The organism is Halomonas dongshanensis (genome assembly GCF_024790395.1).
GTDB classification, from domain to species: Bacteria; Pseudomonadota; Gammaproteobacteria; order Pseudomonadales; family Halomonadaceae; genus Vreelandella; species Vreelandella dongshanensis.
In genome coordinates, this window is record NZ_JAJISC010000007.1 from 44,648 (window position 1) to 62,611 (window position 17,964).

Genomic DNA, 17,964 nt, shown 5'->3' on the forward strand with positions numbered 1-17,964 from the left:
GTTAACCCAGGACGTTAACGTTAGCGCGCTGCGCTCACTTGAGCCGAAAGCGTCGGCACTTCGCGAGCAAGCCACTGAGCAAGCTGGCGAGTGAGTTCGTCGCTGGCGGCGCCGAAGGCATCGACTACGTCCTCGATGGCGACACTGGACGTCTGTTGCGACACGCTAAAGCGCTGGGAGGCAAGCGTGGCGCGAGTGCTTTCGCGTGCCAGATGCACATCGAGCTGGGCCGTAACGGTGGGCGGCGTAGTGGTATAAGCGCTCTGAAACTGGCGCAGCTCGCTTAGCAGAATCAGGTCGCTCGGGAGCTGGTCGCTGGCCACGCTTTTGAAGAGCGCGCTCTCCTCCAAGCCATCGATAAGGCGAGCCTGGAGCAGGTCGGGCAGGTCGTCGTACCAGCGTGCCCCTTGGTAGACATTGACCACGCTGCGCTCGGGGAAGACCACGATACGGTTACTAGAAAGCAGCTGATCGGCCTCGGGAGTGGCGACCGCTAGGCGCTGGTCGATCTGCACGTTAGCGGCAGCGATAGGCTCGGCGGGAAGGCGATACAGCGTATTTGGATCGCTCTTGGGCAAGAGCGAACAGCCCGAAAGGCTCACCAGCGCCAGCGCGCCAAGCCAAGGGGTTAAGGCTAGCTTCATGGACGGAACTCCTCGATGTTGTCACGCCCCAAAATGAAGTTGGCGGGGCTCTCTTCCAGCTCGCGAGTGATGCGGTCGAGCGTGCTCAGCGTCGAGCGTAGCGACGCTAGCGCCGGGGCGATGTCCTGAGTACCGCGAAGGGTACGCTCTACGGCACCGGCATTTTGATCGATCAGGGCATCGAGACGCTGGGCGGCGCGGGCGATGTCTTCGCTTGCCTGGGACGCGCTGGCCATCACCGAACGGCCATCTTCACGCATCAGACGGGTGGTTTCGTCGCTCAGCGCGCGGATGCTTTCGAGTGTGGCATTGGCTTCGCGGGTGGCGTCGCCGAATAGCGCCATGTTCTCGTCTAAAGCATCCTCTTGGCTTGCGATCATACGGGTGATGGTCGCGACGTTAGCGAGAATGTCGCCCGCATTTTGACGGTTGTCGTCGTCGAACAGCGTATTGATGTTCTCGAGAATGGCGTTGAGGTTGTCGATGGTCTCTTCGCCGCGCTCAAGCAGGGTGGCGATGGGCGAAGGATCGGCGGTGATCTCGGGCACCTCGGCGTCGCTGCGCTCGGTAAGTAAGGGACTATCGGGCGCGCCGCCGCTCAGCTGCACGCTCATGCTGCCGGTAATACTCCCCAGTGCCAGGCTTGCCCGGGTATCGATCTTGATCGGCGTATCGGCAATCACACGAATGTTGGCGATCACCTGGCGAGGGTCGTTGGGGTTCAAACGCAGCTCGGTGACGTCACCCACCTCGATGCCGTTGTACTGCACGGCGCTACCCTCCGAGAGGCCGCTAACGCTGCGCTGAAAGACGATGCGGTAGGGCTGGTAGTCGTGCTTGCCCGAGGCGTAGCTCATCCATAGCGCGAACAGCAGCGCACCCGCTGCCGTGAGCAGGGTGAAGAGGCCAATCATTACGTGGTGGGCACGTGTCTCCATGTGCATCACTCCTGCGTGGAAGAAGAGGAAGTCGAGTGCGCGCCTTGGGCAGCGCGCCCTCGCGGGCCGTTGAAGTAGTCTTGGATCCAGTCGTCGTCGGTAGCGGCGACGCGCTCGAGCGTGTCGGCCACCAGAACGCGCTTTTGCGAGAGCACGGCCACGCGGTCGCAGGCGGCGTAGAGCGTATCCAAATCGTGGGTGACCAAAAAGACGCTAAAGCCCAGGGCATCGCGTAGCGTCACCAAGAGCTCGTCGAAGGCGGCGGCGCCGATAGGGTCGAGTCCTGCGGTGGGCTCGTCGAGAAAGAGAATGTCTGGGTCCAGGGCAAGCGCGCGGGCGAGCGCTGCGCGCTTGATCATGCCACCGGAGAGCGACTGCGGATACTGCAGCGCCGTATCGGGTGAAAGCCCCACCAGGGCGAGCTTGATGCGCGCCAGATATTCGGCGTCTTCGCGTGGCAGGTGGGCGTGTTCGATCAGCGGTAGGGCGATGTTCTCCTGCAGGTTCAAGGAGCTAAACAGTGCCCCTTGCTGGAAGAGCACGCCAAAGCGTCGCTCGACCCGGCTACGCTCGCTGTCGCTCAACTGATCGAGACGTTCTCCCAACACTTCGATGCGCCCCGCGTCGGGTCGCTTGAGGCCCACAATGCTGCGCAGTAGCACCGACTTACCGGTGCCCGAGCCGCCGACGACGCCAAGAATTTCACCGCGTTCGAGCGTCAGGTCAAGGTCGTCGTGAACGGTCTTGCTGCCGAAGCGATTGACCAGACCCTCGACGCGGATCACCGGCGCTTGTTTATCGGTCGTGTTCACCATCCCATCTCCATGAAGAAGAGAGCGGCCACGGCATCGATCAAAATGACCATGAAGATCGACTGCACCACGCTCGACGTCGTATGCGCCCCCACGGACTGGGCGCTGCCGCTGACCTTGAAGCCTTCGAGGCAGCCGATGACGGCGATGACGAAAGCGAAAACCGGCGCCTTGCTCAACCCCAGCAGCAAGTGGCGCACCGACATGTCGTCCTCGATGGCGCTCATGAACTGGGTAAAGGAGATATCCAGCGCCATGGCACATACCATGGCGCCACCCAACAGCCCGCTCAGCATACCGATGAAGGCCAACAGCGGCAGGCTGATCAGCATCGCCATCACCCGTGGTAGCACCAAGAGCTCCACCGGGTCGAGGCCGTTGGCCTTGAGGGCGTCGATCTCTTCGTTGGATTTCATCGCCCCGAGCTGGGCGGTAAAGGCGCTGGCGGTACGCCCGGCGAGCAAAATGGCGGCGAGCAGCACGCCAAACTCGCGCATGAACGAGAACGCCACCAGATCGATGGTATAGACGGTGGCGCCGAAATCCTCGAGCACCGTCGCCCCCAGAAAAGCGACCACCGCGCCGACCATAAAGGTCAAAAGCGCCACGATAGGCACGGCGTTGAACCCGCTCTGCTGAATGTGCGCGGTCATCGCCGTGATTCGCCAGCGTCGAGGCGTGAACAAGAGGCGGGCAAAGGTCTCGATGACCAACCCCACGAAGGCGAGCAGCTGGCGCTGCTGATGCCATAGTCCCTCCATCTGCTTGCCAACGGTTACCAGTGCCTGAACCGGGCGCGAGAGCGACGCCTCTTCGACGTCGAGGGATTCGTTGGTGGAGTCGGCAATACGCAAAAGCAGCGCACGCTGCTCGGCGGGCAGCGACGGCGCCCACTGCTCGATGTCGCGCACGCGCTCAAGCCCTACGAGCTGAATGAGCAGCGCTGCCCCGGCGGTATCCAGCCGCTCGATCCCGTCGAGGGAGAGCTCAGTGGTATCATTCGGGGCATCAATGGCGCCAATCGCCTGCTTGATCGAGCGGTAGTGGGCCAACACCCATTCGCCCTTGAGGTGTAACGCTTCGTCCTCGACGGTTAACCACCTGCTTTGCATCCCTGCTCCTTGTGGGGTTCTGGACAAGCGCCGTTCGTTAAAACATGAGTCCGTCGAAACAGTTTCCTAAAATCTATGGCTGATGAATAGCTTAGTTTATGAAAACCTAGCTTATGAAAACCTAGCTTATGAAAACCCAGCGTGTGGATCAGCGGCTTTCAGCGCTGGAAAACTCGCGCCAGGCAGCGTAAGTGCTAAGAAAGACGCGTCCGGTCAAGGCGTCGAGAAAATCACTGCGTTTGAGCCGGTCCATGACCGGCCCCTTGATCTCCGAAAGGTGCAGGGTGACGTTGGCATCTTTTAGGCGCGCATTGATGGCTTCAAGGCTCTCCAGCGCCGAGGCATCGATAAGATTCACCGCCGAGCAGATCAGCACCACCTCTTCGAGCTCAGGGCGCCGTGCGACTAGGTTGTAGAGGGTATCTTCCAAATAGCGCGCGTTGGCGAAGTAGAGGCTTTCGTCGATGCGTAAAAACGCGACGTGATCGAGCGTTTCGACCTCGTGGCGCTGCATGTTGCGAAAGTGCTCGCTGCCCGGTAGGCGCCCGACCAGAGCGCTGTGGGGGCGGCTGGTGCGATAGAGAAAGAGCGCGATAGAGAGCGTGACGCCGCCGATGATGCCGATTTCGATACCTTCGAGCAGGGTGAGTAGGATCGTTGCCGCCATGGCAGCAAAATCACTGCGCGAGTAGCGCCAAGTGCGCCGCAAAGTGGGCATGTCGACCAGGGTCAAGATCGCGACCGTAATGGTCGCCGCCAGCGTGGCGATAGGGAGAAAGTAGAGCCAATCGGTGAGCGCAAGCGTGACGATGCCGATGCCCAGCACCGCAAACGCGCCGGCAGCCGGCGTTTGGGCACCGGCATCGTGGTTGATCACGGTGCGCGAGAGCCCACCGCTGACCGGCATGCCGCTGGTGAGCCCGGCGGCGAGGTTGGCGCCGCCGAGGGCGACCAGCTCCTGATTGGGGGCGATCCGCTGACGCCGTTTGGCAGCGAGCATTTGCCCCATGGATACCGACTCGACGAAGCCGACGAGGCTGATCAAGGCGGCGGGCACGAGCAGCGCCCGCCAAAGAGACGCCTCCTGCCAGGGGAAGCTGAACGCGGGTAAACCGCTGGGTACGTGGCCCACCACCGCGACGCCATGATCGATGAGCTGGAGCTGCCAGGTAAGCCAGGTAGTCACGACGACGGCAAGCACTGGCCCTGCCTTGACCAATAGATCTGCCGCTGCGAGCGGTGTGCCCAGTGTGATGAGAGCCGAGCGCCCCCGGCGGCGCAGAAAAACGAGAAAGGCCAACGTGCCTAAGCCAATGGCGAGTGTCGGTAGATTGAGGTGGGGAAGTTCGGGCCACAGACTTGCCAGACGCGTTACCAGGGTATAGCCGCTACTCTCGATGCCCATGAGATTGCCCAACTGGCTTACGGCTATCAAAAGCCCCGCTGCAGTAAGAAACCCCGAGATGACCGGGTGGCTCAAGAAGTTGCTGAAAAAGCCCATACGCAGAAAGCCCATCGCCACCAGCATGAGCCCCGACAGCAGCGACAGAATCAGTGCCGCATCCAGGTAGCGAGCACTACCCGGCTCGGCTACCGCCGAAAGGGCCGCGCCGGTCATCAAGGCGATGATCGCCACGGGGCCAACGGCGAGGGTGCGGCTAGTGCCGAGCAGGGTATACAGCAGCTGAGGCAGGAGGCTTGCGTAGAGCCCAACGATGGCCGGAAGCCCGGCCAAAAGTGAATAGGCCAGCGACTGCGGAATCACCATCACGGTCACGATGGCGCCCGCTAGCAGATCAGCGCCCAGCAGGCGGCGATGGTAGTGGGGCAGCCAATCGAGGAGAGGAAAGTAGCGTCGCAGCATCCGTATTAGATATCTCTATGCAGCGTGGTGAGCCCTCAGCCTAACGCATCTTCGAGGCGAAGGCGTAGCGCTCGCTGCTAAACGGTTTCTTCACTTGCTGTGGGGGCGCTGCGCGGGCGCGACTGCCAGGTTGACCAGGAGTAGAGCGCAAGGCCTGCCCAAATGAACACGAAGGTCGCCAACTGCACCTTACTTAGTGGCTCGCCAAAAACGAGTAAAGCGATGAAAAACTGAAGCGTTGGGTTGATGTACATAAGAAACCCAAGCGTTGCCAGGCGCAGCCGTCGTGCCGCACCGGCAAAGGCCATCAGCGGTAGCGCCGTGAGTACGCCACTGGCCAGCAGTAGCCCAGTAATGTGAGGCTCTTCTGCCAAAAAGTGCGATACACCGCTGGCGCTTAGCCACGTCAAGGCAATGAGCGCCAGCGGCAAAAGTAATAGTGTCTCGACGAAAAGCCCGGAAAGACCATCGAGTGCGACCTGCTTACGAAAGAGCCCGTAGCCACCAAAGCTCAGCGCCAGCAGCAAGCTGATCCACGGAAGCTCCCCCAGCAGGGTGAACTGCGCGGCAATGCCGATGCTCGCCAACCCCAACGCTACGAGCTGTAAGCGTTTGAGCGTTTCGTGAAGTACCATGACCCCGAGGGCGACATTGACCAGCGGAGTAAGAAAATACCCCAGGCTCGCCTGCAGCACGTGCTTTGACTCTACCGCATAGATGTAGATCCCCCAGTTGAAGGCGATCAAAAGCGCGCAGAGCAGCACGCGGGCGAGCAAGCGCGGCTGGCCAAGCGCAGTTTTTACTGGCGCCCAGCGCTTGAGCAGGCTGATCAATAGCACGAGAAAAAGGCACGACCAGAGAATCCGGTGGGTCAGGATTTCGACCGCCGGTACGCCGTCGAAGAGGGCAAAGAAAAGCGGAAAACATCCCCACATGACATAGGCGGCCAGACCAAAGGTAACGCCTTTGGCCGCTTCTTTTTCGGCGCTGGGGTGGGGGTGCATAGCAGCCTCATTAAGTAAAAATGCTAATCTACCACACAACCGATCCAGGCCGAGGTAAATGGCGCTGGAACGCAGTGAAAAATGCCGTGGAAAAGAGGAGAGAGCGATGGCGTCACAGCTGACCACGACCCTGGTGCAGTGCGATCTGCGCTGGGAAGACCCGAAGGCCAACCATGCCCATCTGGAAACGCTGCTTGGCGAGCTCGACGGTCGCGATACCGATCTCATCGTGCTACCCGAGATGTTTGCCACCGGCTTCACCATGAACTCTCGTGAAATGGCCCAGCCCATGGCCACGAGCGAAAGCGTGGCTTGGCTTCAAGGGCAGGCCAAAGCGCGCGGCTGTGTCATGACGGGCAGCGTCGCCATCGAAGAGCAGGGCGAGTACGTTAACCGCCTGATTTGGGCCACTCCCGATGGCGAGACGTCCACCTACGACAAACGCCATTTATTTCGTATGGCCGGCGAACACGAGCGTTACGCCATGGGGAACGAACGCAAGATCGTTACGCTCAAAGGCGCGCGGATTCTGCTCAGCGTTTGCTACGACCTGCGTTTTCCGGTGTGGCTGCGCCAGCAGGCAGACAATGAGCACTTCGAATACGACGCACTGCTTTGCGTTGCCAACTGGCCCGCGCCGCGTCGCCATCCCTGGCGCACGCTATTGCAAGCCCGCGCGGTAGAGAATCTTGCTTACGTCATTGGAGTCAATCGAGTGGGCGACGATGCCAAGGGCAACGCTTACAGCGGCGACTCCATGCTGGTCGACTTCAAAGGCGAGCCGCTGATCGATCACCCCGCCAACACGCCCTTCATCGAAACGGGCACGCTCGATCTCGACGCGCTGGGGCAATTTCGTGAGAAATTCCCTGCCTGGCAGGATGCCGACCGTTTCACTCTGCTCAAAGGGGTCGGCCAATGATGCGGCTGGATCGTTTTCTGGGTGAAACCACCCCATTGACCCGAAGCCTTGCCAAGCGCGCACTCAAAAACGGCGAAGTAACGCTGAACGGCGAGCCGGTCAAACAGGGCGCGCTACAGATCGACCCCGACCAGGATCGTGTTAGCTGGCAAGGGGAGACGCTCGCGCTCATCGGCTTGCGCTACGTGATGTTGCACAAGCCCGTCGACATCGAATGCACGGCGCGCCGTGGCCTTTACCCTCGCGCCATCGATTTGGTCGAGCTGCCCAAGGCCGAGCGGCTTCAGCCCGTAGGCAGGCTCGATGTGGATACCACCGGGCTTTTGCTGCTGACCGACGACGGCCAGTGGCTGCATCGAATCACCTCACCCAAGCACCGCTGCGCCAAGGTATACGTGGCCGAACTCGCCGAAGCCATGGAGGGCGAGCGCGCCCAGCGCGCCATCGAGCAGATGCGCGAAGGCGTTCTGCTCGATGGCGAAGAGACGCCCACTCAGCCCGCCGAGCTGCGTTTCTTATCGCCTCAGCGCGCCGAGCTCAGCATCACCGAAGGGCGCTATCACCAGGTTAAGCGCATGTTTGCCGCCGTGGGTAATCACGTCGAACAGCTCCACCGCCGCGCCATCGGCCCCATCGAGCTGGATAGCCAACTTGCCCCAGGCGAGTGGCGGGAACTGACGCCTGACGAGATCGCACTCTTCTAGTCTGAGTTTATACCGTTATCTTTATATTTTTGCCATTAATGATACGCCAACTTAGCCGACATAAACCCAACCACTGTTCGGCAGACTGTATAGGGTTTTGAGCGACGTCGTGATCTAACGCGGGTTACCGCGTTAGATCATCCTCCAGGCTCGAGGCGCGGATTAGCGCTTGGGTGTAAGGGTGACGCGGCGCTGAGAGTAGGGTGGCGCAGTCGCCTTGTTCGATCACTTCTCCCTCTTTAAGCACAAGCACGCGGTGTGACATGGCGCGCACCACCGCAAGGTCGTGGCTGATGAACAGGTAGCTCAAGCCGCGCCGGGCCTGGACATCGCGTAGCAGCTCGATCAGCTGCTTTTGCACTGTGCGGTCGAGCGCCGACGTTGGCTCATCAAGCACCAGCAGCGTTGGCGCGAGTATCAGCGCGCGCGCCACGGCGATGCGCTGGCGCTGGCCGCCGGAAAATTCGTGCGGGTAGCGCGCCTGGCAGTCGGGCGGAAGGCCCACCTCCTCGAGCGTCTGCGCAACGCGCTCGGCAACGGCCGGCTCATCCAGCTCGGGTTGGTGATAGCGCAGGCCTTCGCTAACGATATCGAACACCGACATACGCGGTGATAGCGAGCCGTAGGGGTCCTGAAAAACGATTTGCAATTGACGCCGCTGGCGCCGCAGCGCCGCCCCTGACAGCGTGTGCAGGGCAACGCCACCAAGCGTGATCTCGCCCTGGCTCGGCAATAGCCTGAGGATGGCCGATGCTAGCGTCGTCTTGCCCGAGCCCGACTCGCCCACGATCGCCAGGGTTTCGCCCTGACGCAGCTCGAGATCGAGCGGCTGTACCGCAACGAACGGCGGCGGGCGCTTACCTAAAAGCCCACGGCGAGGGCGTTCGAAGGCGACGCTTAGCTGTGTCGCGGTGAGCAACGGCGCTGCCTCGGCGATGGGCGCCGGGCGGCCTTCGGGTTCCGCCGCCAGAAGCGTGCGGGTGTAGCTTGCCTGAGGGTGGCCGAAGACCGTTGCGACCGGGCCGCTCTCGACTACTTCACCCCGGTGCATGACGATGACGCGGTCGGCGTGGCGGCGCACCAAGTTAAGATCGTGGCTGATCAGAATCATGCCCATGGCACGCTCGTCGCGCAGCGACTTCAACAGGGCGAGAATCTCTTGCTGGACGGTGACGTCGAGCGCCGTGGTCGGTTCATCGGCGATCAGCAGCGCCGGGCGATTGGCGATGGCCATGGCGATCATCACCCGCTGGCGCTGGCCGCCGGAGAGCTCGTGCGGCCACGCATCGATCAGTTCACTGGCCCGCGGCAGGCGTACCTGTTCAAGCAGCGCCAATACGCGCTGACGGGCGGCCTGGCCGCGCAGGCCTTGGTGCAGGCGCAGGGCCTCACCGATTTGACGGCCGACCCGGTGCAGCGGGTTGAGTGAGGTCATGGGCTCCTGGAAGACGAAACCGACCTGGTTGCCGCGCAGCGCGCTCCATTCGGAGGGCTTGAGGCGCGTCAAGTCACGCCCGTTCAGTTGCCTCTCACCCGTAACGCTGGCGTTACCGGGTAAAAGATCGACCACGCTAAGTGCCGAGACCGACTTACCCGACCCCGACTCGCCGACGATCGCCAGGGTTTCGCCCTTGGCGACCTCGAAGGAGAGCGAATGCACCACCGGCTTGGCGTCGAAGGCGATGCGCAGGTCGCGTACGCTTAAAATGGGCTCAGGCATGGTCGGCCTCCGGCGTAGCGGTAGCGTGGCGATGGCGGGGATCGAAGGCATCCCGAAGCCCCTCACCGATAAACACCAACAGCGACAGCATCACCGCCAGGGTCAAGAATGCGGTAATCCCGAGCCACGGTGCCTGGAGGTTATTCTTACCCTGGGAGGCGAGCTCACCGAGCGACGGCGAACCCGGCGGCAGGCCAAAGCCGAGAAAATCGAGTGCGGTCAACGTGCTGATGGCGCCGGTAAAGAGAAACGGCAGAAACGTGAGCGTAGCCACCATGGCGTTGGGCAGTACATGACGCCACATGATCAAACGCGCGGGTAGCCCCATGGCGCGGGCGGCGCGCACGTATTCGAGGTTACGTGCGCGCAGAAACTCGGCGCGCACTATATCGACCAGTCCCAGCCAGGAGAACAGCAGCATCACGCCCAACAGCCACCAAAAGCCAGGCTGAACGAAGCTCGCCAGTACGATGAGCAGAAACAGAACGGGAAGCCCCGACCACACCTCGGTAATGCGTTGACCGACGAGGTCTACCTTGCCGCCAAAGTAGCCCTGTAGGGCGCCGAAAAGCACCCCGAACACCGTCGAGCCCGCCGTCAGCGCCAAGGCGAACAGCACGGTGAGCCGAAAGCCATAGATCACCCGCGCGACCACGTCGCGCCCCTGATCGTCGGTGCCTAGCCAGTGGCGCGCATCGGGAGGCGCGGGTGAGGGTACGCGCATCTGCATGTCGAGGGTTTGGTAGGAGAAGGGAATTAGCGGCCAGAGCGCCCAGCCGTGGCTATCGATTTGATCGCGTATGAACGGATCGAGATAGTCGGTGCGCGTAGGCAAAAAACCGCCAAACTCGGTTTCGGGGTAGTCGACCGCCAGCGGGAAGTACCACTGACCCTCATAGTGCATCACCAGCGGCTTGTCGTTGGCGATCAGCTCGGCAAACAGGCTGATGACAAACAGGATGGCGAATAGCCACAGCGAGTAGCGTGCCCGACGGTTGGCCTTGAACGCCGCAAGACGGCGGCGGGTGATGGGCGACAGAGGACGAGAGAATAGGCGCATGGCTTACGCTTCCCGAGTGGCGAAATCGATGCGCGGGTCGATCCACACATAGGTGAGATCGGAGAGCAGCTTGAGCAAAAGCCCTACGACCGTATAGAGATAGAGCGTGCCGAAAATCACCGGGTAGTCGCGCTGCATCACCGCTTCGAAGCCCAGAAGGCCGAGGCCATCGAGGGAAAAGATCACCTCGATGAGCAGCGATCCGGTAAAGAAGATGCCCACCAGCGCAGCGGGAAGCCCTGCGATGATGATCAGCATGGCGTTGCGAAAAACGTGGCCATAGAGCACGCGGTGCTCGCTTGCCCCTTTGGCCCGAGCGGTGAGCACGTACTGCTTGTGGATCTCGTCGAGAAAGCTGTTCTTTGTCAGCATCGTCAGGGTCGCAAAGCTGCCGATGGCGGTGGCGATTACCGGCAGGGTGATATGCCAGAAATAGTCTTTGATCTTGCCCCATAGGCTAAAGTCGGCAAAGCCTGGCGAGGTCAAACCGCGCAGCGGGAAGATATCCCAATAGCTGCCCCCGGCAAACAGCACGATCAGCAGCAGGGCGAAGAGAAAGCCGGGAATGGCGTAGCCCACGATGACCAGACCCGAGGTCCAGACGTCGAACGACGAGCCGTGTTTGAGCGCCTTGCGTATGCCCAATGGAATCGAGATCAGGTAGACCAGCAGCGTCGCCCAGAGCCCCAGCGAAATCGACACCGGCAGTCGTTCGAGCATGAGGTCGACCACTGGCCGGTCGCGAAAGAAGCTGGTGCCGAAATCGAGCGTCAAGTAGCCCTTGATCATGGTGAAAAAGCGCTGATGCGCAGGCTGATCGAAACCAAACTGCTCTTCGAGCTGGGCGATGAAGCGTGGGTCGATCCCGCGCGCCGCGCGTGATTCGTCGCTGACTTGAATGTCGGCGCCGCCCATGTCCAGGCGCGTGCTGGCCATGGCATTGGCGCCTTCGAAGCGCGCCAGCATTTGGTCGATGGGCCCGCCGGGCGCGGCTTGAACGATAATGAAATTGAGCAGCATGATGGCGAACAGAGTCGGAATCATCAGCAGCAGTCGACGCAGCGTATAGCGGGCCACAGGGCTCTCCCGAGTGTTGTCAGCGGCGCCCGAGGCGGCGCTCTAATTCGGCTTCGCGTTCGCCGTTCACCCACCAAGCATCCAGGTCGAGCCCATAGGCGGGGAAGGGTTCTTGAAAGCCGAACTTGTCCCAGTAGGCAATGCGCGTTTCACCGGAGTGGTAGTGGGGAATGACGAAAAAGCCCCAGCGCAGCACGCGATCAAGCGCCTGGGCGACGTGATTGAGCTCGTCGCGGCTATCGGCGCGAATCAGCCGGTCGACGAGCGCATCGACGGCGGGCAGCGCAAGCCCCATACGGTTGCGGCTTTGCGGAGCGTTGGCGGCAGCACTGGTCCAGAAGTCGCGCTGCTCGTTACCGGGGTTGTTCGACTGCGGAAAATGGCTGATCAGCATATCGAAATCGAAGTTACGCTGACGGTTCAAGAACTGGTTGATGTCGACGATACGCAGCGAGGTCTGTACCCCCAAACGCGCCATGTTACGTAGCATTGGCTGAGCGACGCGTTCAAGGGCGGCATCGTAGAGCAGGATTTCCAGCGTCAGCGGCTCGTTGGTGGCCTGATTGACCAGCGTGCCATCTTGCACCTCAAAGCCCGCTTCACGTAGTAGCGTCAACGCCCGATGCAGGCGCGGGCGAAGCTCGCTGGGCTCTTCTATCGGCAGCGGGGCGGTAAACACGCGATCGGACCCCAGCGCTTCGGTCAGCTCGTCACGATAAGGCGCGAGAATATCGAGTTCGGCCTGCGAAGGCATGCCCTTGGCTTCCATGTCGGAGTTCTGGAAGAAGCTTTCGGTACGCTGATAGGCACCGTAGAAGATATTGGCGTTGAGCCAGGGGAAATCGAAGGTCAGGCTCAAGGCTTCGCGCACCCGTGGATCGGTGAATTTTTCTTTGCGAAGGTTGAAGACGAACGCCTGCATCAGCGCAGGGCTCGAGTTGGGTATGGCAAGCTTTTTGACCAGCCCCTCGCGAGCGGCAGGGAAGTCGTAGCCAATCGCCCAGGTCGAGGCGCGGGCATCTTCGCGAAAGTCGGTGAGCCCGGCCTTGAACGCCTCCCAGGCGATATCGCGGTTGCGGTAATAGTCGTAGACCACATGGGCAATATTGTAGCGCCCAATGTTGACCGGTAGGTGCCGGCCCCAATAGTTCTCATCGCGCTCGTAGACGATACGCCGACCTGGATCGACCTCGGCGATGCGATAAGGCCCCGAGCCTGGGTGCAGGGCAAGCGTCGGCGTCGAGAAGTCACGCGGCTCCCAGTAGTGGCGCGGCAAAATCGGCATTTGCGTGACGATCAGCGGAAGCTCGCGCGAGTGCACTTCAGCGAAGTTGAAGCGCACCTGATGCTCGTTCAGTGCAATCACGCTTTCGACATCGGCGTAGTAGCTACGGTAGAAAGGGTTACCCTCTTCGGTGAGCAAATCGAAGCTGAACACCACGTCGTAGGCGGTCACCGGCTCACCGTCTTGAAAGCGCGCCTCGGGGCGCAAGTCGAACTCGATCCACTGGCGCTCGGGATCCAGGCGTACGCCCTGGGCAAGCAGCCCATAGACGCTGAAAGGCTCGTTGGGATTGGCCACCATTAGCGTGTCGTAGATCTGCCCAAGCCCTGCGGCAGGCGTGCCACGAATGATGAAATGGTTGGTCGAATCGAAGCTTTCACCCACTGCCGTATGGGTAATGGTACCGCCAATGGGGGCATCGGGATTGACGTGAGGAAAGTAGGCGAAATCGTCGGGTAGCGCGGGCTCGTCGTATAGCGAGAGAGCGTGGTCGGTCTCGACGGGCTCGGGTGGCGTCTCAATTGATGCGCTTTCCGCCGTGGCGGCGAGCGGCGCTTGCGCCGAGGCATCGAGGCAGAAGAGTGTCGCTAGTACGCATAACCATCGTTTCACCGTGTCTCTCCTGCCTCACGCTTGGCGCCAAACGCCGTTACTGTGCCGAAAGTGTCAGTAGTTGCCCCGTTTGTAAAGCATTGGCGCGCTCGATGCCGTTCCACTGCATCAAATCGTCGACGGCCACGCCATAGCGCGCCGCGATGGCCGAGAGATTGTCACCACGGGCAACGCGATAGGTCTTGGGGATGCTCGGCGCCGTATTGGCTGCGCTAGCATAGCTAGGCGAGCTCGCAAGGGTCGATTCGCCCTGAGAGAGCTGAGCCAACACCTCGGAGTCGACCTCTTCGGGCACCAAGAGCGTCTGCACGTTGCGCGGGTCGATGGCGCCATTGAGTAGCCCTGGGTTGAGTTCGGCAAGCGACGCCTGGCTGACCTCGAGAAGCGCCGACGCCTGCGCCAGAGTCACCGAATGGTCGAGCTGCACCTTGGCAAAGGCGGGCTCGGTATGCACCTCCGGAAGGCTTACGTTATAGCGTGCCGGGTCGTCGATGATGGCGGCAATGGCATAGAGCTTCGGCAGGTACTGCATGGTTTCGTTGGGCAGACTCAGCTGCCAGTAGTCACCGGCAAGGCCCTGCGCCTGAGCGCTATGCCGAGCCCGGTTGACCGTACCCGCACCGGCATTATAGGCCGCCAGCGATAGCTGTAGATTGCCGTCGTACCACTGCTCGGCCTGAAGCTCGATATAGTCGAGCGCGGCCTGGGTGGAGGTGATCACGTCCAGGCGGCCATCGTAGGTGCCGTTACGCACTAGCCCCATGGCGTCACCGGTACCCGGCATGAACTGCCATAGTCCGGCGGCACCGCGGTTGCTGCGGGCGGCGGGATCAAAGGAGCTTTCGACGAAGGGAATCAGCGCGATCTCGCCGGGGAGTTGGCGGCTACTGACCTGCTGGGCGATCCAGGCAAGCCACATTGAGGAGCGCTCGGTGATCTCGGCCAGGTGCGTCGGGCTCGAGCTATAGAAGTCGATCCATTCGTCTACGCGTGCCTGAGCATCCGGCGGCAGTGGCGTATCCTGCCACTTGAAGCTATCGCGCAGGATTCCCCAGGCATCTTTGGGCTCGAGCGTGAGCGACTCCCAGAAGCTGGTTTGGAAACTCGTCGGCTGGGGTGTTGTGGGTGCAGCGAGAGAGGAGTCTGGCGTCATCGGCTGGCCAGTGGGGGCTGATGACGACATATCGCGTGGGGCGTAGGGAGACGGCGTGGCCGCGCTCGTGGTGCTGTAGGAGGCCTGAGAGTTGGCGGCCGCCGCGAGCAGTAGCCCCGCGATGACCGTGCTGCCTGCGCTCAGCATGAGGCGCTGGCGTATCGTTCGGTACGTCATAGTCGATGGGTTTTCCGATAGCGTGACTTAGAAACGATTCTTCCATTCCCTGAGGGTGGCGAACGTTGCCAAATCGTTATCGTTTTTACCTTGTTCGCCTGCGGCACGGCGGACACTCTCGCTGTGCGTGCGCAGATAGGGGTTGATCTTGAGCTCCCGGCCGATGGTGCTAGGCAGTGTGGGGCGCTCCAGCGAGCGCGCCTTGTCGCACTCCTCCAAGGCGTGCCTGACGTCATCGTTATCGGGATCCGCTTGGCGGGCGAATTCGAGATTCGCTAACGTATATTCGTGCGCTGCAAAGACCAGCGTGTCTTCGGGAAGTTCCGCAAGCCGTTGAAGCGAATCGAACATCTGCTCAAAGCTGCCTTCGAATAAACGGCCGCACCCGGCGCAGAAGAGGGTATCACCGCAGAACAGCAGGGGAGGAATCCCCGCAGAGAAATAGCTGATATGATCCAGCGTATGGCCGGGCGTGGCGAAAACTTCGAACAGCCGCCCCATGATGCGTACTTCGTCGCCCGCGCCGACAACGTCGGTTATACCTGCAATGGTCGGGTTGTCGGGGCCGATGACACGCGGTGAATAACGCTTGATCAACGCGCCGAGCCCACCCGTATGATCGTGGTGGTGATGGGTGATGAGGACGGTGTCCAGGGTGAGCGACTCGCGCTCTAAGTAGTCGATCACCGGCGCAGCATCGCCGGGGTCGACGACGCAAACGCGGTCGCTGGAGTCTTGTCTCAGTAGCCAGATGTAGTTATCGCTTAGGGCTGCAAGCGGTGTCACGCTCATCATGGGTGAGATCCTAAAAAAAGCCGTTACTGTGGAGGGACGCGTCAAACATGTCAAATTCGACGCAGGCGGGGCAGCACGTCAAGCGCTTGGAACGCGCCAAGGCCTACTGGCAGTCGCCAGCAGGCAAGGCGCTGTGGGAGGCGCAGCGTGCCTGCCTTGGGCCCTACATCGAAGAGACCCGTGGCGAACATGGCCTGGAAATGGCTTTGGGCGCCTCACCGCTTTCGCTGTCGCCGCTGCGTCATAAGATTCAGTGGGCGCCGACGCCCTCGTGCGCTGACTCGCCCTCTGCGCTGGTATGCCCGGCAGAGGCGTGGGCACTGCCCGACCGCTGTCTCGATACGGTGATTCTGCATCACTGGTTGGAAGAGCTGTCAACCCCGCGTGACACCTTGGAGGAAGCCGCACGCACCTGCGCCGATCATGGCCGTCTGGTGATCGTTGGCTTTAACCCTTTGGGACTGCTTGCGCCGCTGCGCCGCTGGTCAAAGCAGCGAACGCGCTACCCTTTAAGCGGTAACTGGCTCTCGGTGGCCTGCCTGACAAAATGGCTGGCATTTGTCGACTTCGAGATCGAGCGCGTAGACTACTGCGGTTTTCGACGCCCTGGCACGAGCGTCATCCATCCGCAGTGGGAAACCCTAGGACGGCGCTACAATCTCGCCCTGGGTGAGTGCTACGTGATCCAGGCCAAACGCCAGCGCGAAACGGCGCAGATAAAGCAGCTTCGGTTCAAGCTCGACGTGCCGAATGGCCCGCGCTCCTCGCTGGGTGTCACCCGTTCGGGGTCATCCCCGGGGTCGTGCAGAACCGATTCGAATAGAACCGGCTCACCAAGAGCCGATGCCAATAGCAAATAGGAAGTGACGTACGTGAGTGAGCAAGCCACCGATACCCTGCCAGCGGTTACCGTATACACCGATGGCGCCTGCCGGGGTAATCCGGGGCCGGGAGGCTGGGGGGTTCTGCTTGCCAGTGGCCAGCACGAAAAGACCCTAAAGGGTTACGAGCCCCAGACCACTAATAACCGCATGGAGCTGATGGCGGCCATCATGGCGCTGAAGGCGTTGAACAAGCCCTGCAACGTCTCGCTTTGGACCGATTCCCAGTACGTGCGTCAAGGGATTACCCAGTGGATCCATAACTGGAAAAAGCGCGGCTGGAAGACCGCTGCCAAGCAGCCGGTGAAAAATGCCGAGCTATGGCAGGCGCTCGACGCAGAAACCCAACGCCATCGCGTCTCTTGGCACTGGGTCAAGGGACACAGTGGGCATCCGGGCAACGAGTGTGCCGATGCCCTTGCCAACGCCGCCATCGATGAAGCGCAACGCTAGGAGGATCGCATGCGTCAAATTATTCTGGATACCGAAACCACCGGCATCGACCCTAAAGAGGGCCACCGGATGGTGGAGATCGGCGGCGTCGAGATGATCAACCGCCGCTTTACCGGGCGAACCTTCCATCAGTACATCAATCCCGAACGCCATATCGATGCCGAGGTCGTAGCGATTCACGGCATCGACGATGCCAAGGTGGCAAACGAGCCGGTCTTTGCCGAGATCGCCGATGCGTTTTGGGAGTTCATCAAGGGGGCGGAGCTTGTGATCCACAATGCTCCCTTCGACGTCGGCTTCATCGACCACGAGTTCGCGCTGCTCAACGCCAAACGAGGCGGCCCCGCCCTGGGGCCGGTACGCGAGCACTGCGGCGTGCTCGACTCGCTGGCTTTGGCGCGCGCCATGCATCCAGGCCAGCGCAATAGCCTGGACGCGCTATGCAAGCGCTACGATATCGACAACGGCCACCGCGTGCTCCACGGCGCCTTGCTGGACGCCGAAATTCTCGCCGATGTCTATCTGGCGATGACCGGCGGCCAAACCGCGCTGACGTTGGACGCCGAGATGGGCAGCGATGACCGCGAAAACAATAGCCAAGCCCACGAGGGCCTCAACGTGCAGCGCCTATCGCTAACGCCGGGCCAACTGCGAGTCGTTCGGCCCACCCAGGCGGAAACCGAGGCACACCGGGCCAAGTGCGAAGCGCACAAGCTGCATTGGCTGGGAGGGTTGAATGCCGACCACTGAG

General features: G+C 61.4%; 17 protein-coding genes. 5 read left to right on the plus strand and 12 right to left on the minus strand.

The features are described from left to right. Positions 1–20: 20 nt before the first annotated feature. From LLY24_RS14625 to rarD, 6 genes are all read right to left on the minus strand, one after another. Entirely contained in the window at positions 21–644 is a 624-nt protein-coding gene (locus tag LLY24_RS14625; protein WP_259037043.1) for an ABC-type transport auxiliary lipoprotein family protein, read from the minus strand. Beyond that, entirely contained in the window at positions 641–1,582 is a 942-nt protein-coding gene (locus LLY24_RS14630; protein ID WP_259037044.1) for an MlaD family protein, read from the minus strand. The genes LLY24_RS14625 and LLY24_RS14630 overlap by 4 nt, the downstream gene beginning before the upstream one ends. Before the next feature lie 5 nt (positions 1,583–1,587). After that, positions 1,588–2,397, minus strand: coding sequence for an ABC transporter ATP-binding protein (locus LLY24_RS14635; RefSeq protein WP_259037045.1), 810 nt, complete (start codon positions 2,395–2,397; stop codon positions 1,588–1,590). Next, a complete protein-coding gene (locus LLY24_RS14640; RefSeq protein WP_259037046.1) occupies positions 2,391–3,506 on the minus strand; it encodes an ABC transporter permease in 1,116 nt (371 codons plus the stop codon). Before LLY24_RS14640 ends, LLY24_RS14635 begins: the two co-directional genes overlap by 7 nt. A gap of 148 nt (positions 3,507–3,654) precedes the next feature. Then, positions 3,655–5,370, minus strand: coding sequence for a SulP family inorganic anion transporter (locus LLY24_RS14645; RefSeq protein WP_259037047.1), 1,716 nt, complete (start codon positions 5,368–5,370; stop codon positions 3,655–3,657). 77 nt (positions 5,371–5,447) lie between these two features. Next, positions 5,448–6,374 (minus strand): EamA family transporter RarD, encoded by a 927-nt coding sequence (gene rarD / locus LLY24_RS14650; protein ID WP_259037048.1) that lies wholly within the window; start codon positions 6,372–6,374, stop codon positions 5,448–5,450. Positions 6,375–6,480: 106 nt separating this feature from the next. Here rarD and LLY24_RS14655 point away from each other — a divergent pair, with 106 nt between their 5' ends. Together LLY24_RS14655 and LLY24_RS14660 are read left to right on the plus strand one after the other, a co-directional pair. Further along, on the plus strand, positions 6,481–7,296 hold the full coding sequence (locus tag LLY24_RS14655; protein ID WP_259037049.1) for an amidohydrolase: 816 nt from the start codon (positions 6,481–6,483) through the stop codon (positions 7,294–7,296). Continuing rightward, on the plus strand, positions 7,296–8,000 hold the full coding sequence (locus LLY24_RS14660) for a pseudouridine synthase (protein WP_259037218.1): 705 nt from the start codon (positions 7,296–7,298) through the stop codon (positions 7,998–8,000). Before LLY24_RS14655 ends, LLY24_RS14660 begins: the two co-directional genes overlap by 1 nt. 124 nt (positions 8,001–8,124) lie before the next feature. Here LLY24_RS14660 and LLY24_RS14665 read toward each other — a convergent pair whose 3' ends face one another. Genes LLY24_RS14665 through gloB form a run of 6 tightly spaced genes read right to left on the minus strand, consistent with a single transcriptional unit; the run spans position 8,125 to position 15,879 of the window. Beyond that, positions 8,125–9,720 (minus strand): ABC transporter ATP-binding protein, encoded by a 1,596-nt coding sequence (locus LLY24_RS14665; RefSeq protein ID WP_259037050.1) that lies wholly within the window; start codon positions 9,718–9,720, stop codon positions 8,125–8,127. Then, positions 9,713–10,780 carry an ABC transporter permease gene (locus tag LLY24_RS14670; RefSeq protein ID WP_259037051.1) on the minus strand — a complete coding sequence of 356 codons (1,068 nt, stop codon included), beginning with the start codon at positions 10,778–10,780 and terminating at the stop codon, positions 9,713–9,715. The genes LLY24_RS14665 and LLY24_RS14670 overlap by 8 nt, the downstream gene beginning before the upstream one ends. A 3-nt stretch (positions 10,781–10,783) precedes the next feature. Next, positions 10,784–11,857 (minus strand): microcin C ABC transporter permease YejB, encoded by a 1,074-nt coding sequence (locus tag LLY24_RS14675; RefSeq protein WP_259037052.1) that lies wholly within the window; start codon positions 11,855–11,857, stop codon positions 10,784–10,786. A gap of 19 nt (positions 11,858–11,876) precedes the next feature. Further along, complete coding sequence (locus tag LLY24_RS14680; protein ID WP_427854566.1) at positions 11,877–13,754, minus strand: extracellular solute-binding protein; 1,878 nt, start codon at positions 13,752–13,754, stop codon at positions 11,877–11,879. Between the two features lie 37 nt (positions 13,755–13,791). Then, positions 13,792–15,084 (minus strand): transglycosylase SLT domain-containing protein, encoded by a 1,293-nt coding sequence (locus tag LLY24_RS14685; RefSeq protein ID WP_259037053.1) that lies wholly within the window; start codon positions 15,082–15,084, stop codon positions 13,792–13,794. A gap of 27 nt (positions 15,085–15,111) precedes the next feature. Then, a complete protein-coding gene (gene gloB / locus LLY24_RS14690) occupies positions 15,112–15,879 on the minus strand; it encodes a hydroxyacylglutathione hydrolase (RefSeq protein ID WP_259037054.1) in 768 nt (255 codons plus the stop codon). Positions 15,880–15,926: 47 nt separating this feature from the next. Between gloB and LLY24_RS14695 the strand changes: the two genes are divergently transcribed. From LLY24_RS14695 to dnaQ, 3 genes are read left to right on the plus strand one after another with little or no spacing between them, the layout of a single operon-like run. Further along, complete coding sequence (locus tag LLY24_RS14695; protein ID WP_259037055.1) at positions 15,927–16,739, plus strand: class I SAM-dependent methyltransferase; 813 nt, start codon at positions 15,927–15,929, stop codon at positions 16,737–16,739. 12 nt (positions 16,740–16,751) lie between these two features. After that, positions 16,752–17,213, plus strand: a complete 462-nt coding sequence (rnhA, locus tag LLY24_RS14700) for a ribonuclease HI (RefSeq protein ID WP_259037056.1) — start codon at positions 16,752–16,754, stop codon at positions 17,211–17,213. A 9-nt stretch (positions 17,214–17,222) separates the two neighbouring features. Then, entirely contained in the window at positions 17,223–17,963 is a 741-nt protein-coding gene (gene dnaQ / locus LLY24_RS14705) for a DNA polymerase III subunit epsilon (RefSeq protein ID WP_259037057.1), read from the plus strand. The last annotated feature ends 1 nt before the right edge of the window (position 17,964 follow it).

Bases quoted from the DNA above. Each gene is read 5' to 3' on its own strand.
- LLY24_RS14625 (WP_259037043.1), bottom strand. From the start codon at position 644: ATGAAGCTAGCCTTAACCCCTTGGCTTGGCGCGCTGGCGCTGGTGAGC.
- LLY24_RS14630 (WP_259037044.1), bottom strand. From the start codon at position 1,582: ATGGAGACACGTGCCCACCACGTAATGATTGGCCTCTTCACCCTGCTC.
- LLY24_RS14635 (WP_259037045.1), bottom strand. From the start codon at position 2,397: ATGGTGAACACGACCGATAAACAAGCGCCGGTGATCCGCGTCGAGGGT.
- LLY24_RS14640 (WP_259037046.1), bottom strand. From the start codon at position 3,506: ATGCAAAGCAGGTGGTTAACCGTCGAGGACGAAGCGTTACACCTCAAG.
- LLY24_RS14645 (WP_259037047.1), bottom strand. From the start codon at position 5,370: ATGCTGCGACGCTACTTTCCTCTCCTCGATTGGCTGCCCCACTACCAT.
- rarD (WP_259037048.1), bottom strand. From the start codon at position 6,374: ATGCACCCCCACCCCAGCGCCGAAAAAGAAGCGGCCAAAGGCGTTACC.
- LLY24_RS14655 (WP_259037049.1), top strand. From the start codon at position 6,481: ATGGCGTCACAGCTGACCACGACCCTGGTGCAGTGCGATCTGCGCTGG.
- LLY24_RS14660 (WP_259037218.1), top strand. From the start codon at position 7,296: ATGCGGCTGGATCGTTTTCTGGGTGAAACCACCCCATTGACCCGAAGC.
- LLY24_RS14665 (WP_259037050.1), bottom strand. From the start codon at position 9,720: ATGCCTGAGCCCATTTTAAGCGTACGCGACCTGCGCATCGCCTTCGAC.
- LLY24_RS14670 (WP_259037051.1), bottom strand. From the start codon at position 10,780: ATGCGCCTATTCTCTCGTCCTCTGTCGCCCATCACCCGCCGCCGTCTT.
- LLY24_RS14685 (WP_259037053.1), bottom strand. From the start codon at position 15,084: ATGACGTACCGAACGATACGCCAGCGCCTCATGCTGAGCGCAGGCAGC.
- gloB (WP_259037054.1), bottom strand. From the start codon at position 15,879: ATGATGAGCGTGACACCGCTTGCAGCCCTAAGCGATAACTACATCTGG.
- LLY24_RS14695 (WP_259037055.1), top strand. From the start codon at position 15,927: ATGTCAAATTCGACGCAGGCGGGGCAGCACGTCAAGCGCTTGGAACGC.
- dnaQ (WP_259037057.1), top strand. From the start codon at position 17,223: ATGCGTCAAATTATTCTGGATACCGAAACCACCGGCATCGACCCTAAA.